Annotated in this window: 1 rRNA gene; it reads left to right on the top strand. The window is 49.7% G+C overall.

Going from position 1 to position 3,030, the window contains the following annotated elements:
* The first annotated feature begins 136 nt into the window (after positions 1-136).
* Positions 137-3,007, top strand: a 23S ribosomal RNA gene (locus HMPREF3177_RS00005).
* The last annotated feature ends 23 nt before the right edge of the window (positions 3,008-3,030 follow it).

Raw genomic sequence — 3,030 nt, forward strand, 5'->3', positions numbered from 1 at the left:
AAAGACGTACATTGAAAACCAAATAGAAGCAACAGATTATATATTAATATATGATTTCAAGCGTAGAAACCGAGAACGAAAAAGTTCAAAAATACACGCGCGATAGAGTAGAGATACTCTCTCACAAATTCATTACGATTAAGTAGTGAAGGGCGCACGGTGGATGCCTTGGCACCAAGAGCCGATGAAGGACGGAACAAACACCGATATGCTTTGGGGAGCTGTAAGTAAGCTGTGATCCGAAGATTTCCGAATGGGGGAACCCGGCATTTTTAATGTCACTCCATTACGAATTAAGTAGTGATGGTAGAGGTAGACCTGGGGAACTGAAACATCTTAGTACCCAGAGGAAGAGAAAGTAAACACGATTCCCGTAGTAGCGGCGAGCGAAGTGGGAAGAGCCCAAACCAGTTTAAACTGGGGTTGTAGGACTTCGAGATGCGAGAAGCAAGTTTAGTGGAAGATTATGGAAAGAATGACCATAGAGGGTAACAGTCCCGTACACGACAAGCGAGCGGACGCTAGAAGTATCCTGAGTACGGCGGAACACGAGGAATTCCGTCGGAATCTGGGAGGACCATCTCCTAAGGCTAAATACTCCTTGGTGACCGATAGTGAACCAGTACCGTGAGGGAAAGGTGAAAAGCACCCCGGGAGGGGAGTGAAATAGAACCTGAAACCGTGTGCCTACAAGTAGTCAGAGCCCTATAAGGGTGATGGCGTGCCTTTTGTATAATGAACCGGCGAGTTACGCATACATGCAAGGTTAAGCAGCGAATGTGGAGCCGAAGCGAAAGCGAGTCTGAAATGGGCGAATAGTATGTGTGTGTAGACCCGAAACCAGGTGATCTACCCATGACCAGGTTGAAGTCCAGGTAACACTGGATGGAGGACCGAACCGACTTATGTTAAAAAATGACCGGATGAGTTGTGGGTAGGGGTGAAATTCCAATCGAACCTGGAGATAGCTGGTTCTCTCCGAAATATATTTAGGTATAGCCTCATATTATCATCGTGGAGGTAGAGCACTGTTTGGATAAGGGGCCCATCCCGGGTTACCGAGTTCAGACAAACTCCGAATGCCATAGATGAGATGTATGGGAGTCAGACAGTGGGTGATAAGGTCCATTGTCGAAAGGGAAACAGCCCAGACCACCAGTTAAGGTCCCCAAATATATGTTAAGTGGAAAAGGATGTGGCGTTGCACAGACAACTAGGATGTTGGCTTAGAAGCAGCCATCATTTAAAGAGTGCGTAATAGCTCACTAGTCGAGTGACGCTGCGCCGAAAATGTACCGGGGCTAAACATATTACCGAAACTGTGGATCCGAGAGGATGGTAGGAGAGCGTTCTATATGCAGCGAAGCCAAACCGAGAGGGAAAGTGGAGCGTATAGAAGTGAGAATGCCGGTGTGAGTAGCGCAAGACGGGTGAGAATCCCGTCCACCGAAAGACTAAGGTTTCCAGAGGAAGGCTCGTCCGCTCTGGGTAAGTCGGGACCTAAGCCGAGGCAAACAGCGTAGGCGATGGACAACAGGTAGAAATTCCTGTACCGGTGTAACATGAATGAGTGAAGTGGTGACGCAGGAGGAGAATCGAATCGCACGACTGGAAGAGTGCGTGCAAGTGACAAGCTGTCATACCAGGCAAATCCGGTATGAGTGTAAGGTAAGTCATGATGCGGAGGGCGAAGCCCGAAGATCGATATTCACACTGCCAAGAAAACCCGCTAGCGAGTGTTATACTGCCCGTACCGCAAACCGACACAGGTAGTTGGGAAGAGAATTCTAAGGTGAGCGAGCGAACTCTCGTTAAGGAACTCGGCAAAATGACCCCGTAACTTCGGGAGAAGGGGTGCTCATGAAAATGAGCCGCAGTGAATAGGCCCAAGCGACTGTTTATCAAAAACATAGGTCTCTGCCAAACCGAAAGGTGACGTATAGGGGCTGACGCCTGCCCGGTGCTGGAAGGTTAAGAGGCGTGCTTAGCGTAAGCGAAGGTACAAATCGAAGCCCCAGTAAACGGCGGCCGTAACTATAACGGTCCTAAGGTAGCGAAATTCCTTGTCAGGTAAGTTCTGACCCGCACGAAAGGCGTAACGATTTGGGCACTGTCTCAACGAGAGGCTCGGTGAAATCATAGTTCCAGTGAAGATGCTGGATACCCGCGACAGGACGGAAAGACCCCGTGGAGCTTTACTGTAGCTTGATATTGAATCTCGAGTACACCTGTACAGGATAGGTGGGAGTTTAAGAAGCATGCACGTCAGTGTATGTGGAGACGCTGGTGGGATACCACCCTGGTGTACTTGCGGTTCTAACCCGGTACCGTGATCCGGTACGGAGACAGTGTCAGGTGGACAGTTTGACTGGGGCGGTCGCCTCCTAAAATGTAACGGAGGCGCTCAAAGGTTCCCTCAGAATGGTTGGAAATCATTCAAAGAGTGTAAAGGTATAAGGGAGCTTGACTGTGAGACCAACAAGTCGAGCAGGGTCGAAAGACGGACTTAGTGATCCGGTGGTTCCGCATGGAAGGGCCATCGCTCAACGGATAAAAGCTACCCCGGGGATAACAGGCTTATCTCCCCCAAGAGTTCACATCGACGGGGAGGTTTGGCACCTCGATGTCGGCTCATCGCATCCTGGAGCTGTAGTCGGTTCCAAGGGTTGGGCTGTTCGCCCATTAAAGCGGTACGCGAGCTGGGTTCAGAACGTCGTGAGACAGTTCGGTCCCTATCCGTCGTGGGCGTAGGAAATTTGAGAGGCGCTGTCCTTAGTACGAGAGGACCGGGATGGACATACCACTGGTGTACCAGTTGTCGTGCCAACGGCATAGCTGGGTAGCTACGTATGGACGGGATAAATACTGAAAGCATCTAAGTATGAAGCCCCCCTCAAGATGAGATTTCCCTATAGATGCCAGAGAGACGATCTGGTTGATAGGTTTGGCGTGTAAGTATGGTGACATACTCAGCGGACAAATACTAATTCATCGATGACTTATTCAATATGATTCAAGCGTGTAACTACG

Source organism: Nosocomiicoccus sp. HMSC09A07 (assembly GCF_001808485.1).
Lineage (GTDB): Bacteria > Bacillota > Bacilli > Staphylococcales > Salinicoccaceae > Nosocomiicoccus > Nosocomiicoccus ampullae_A.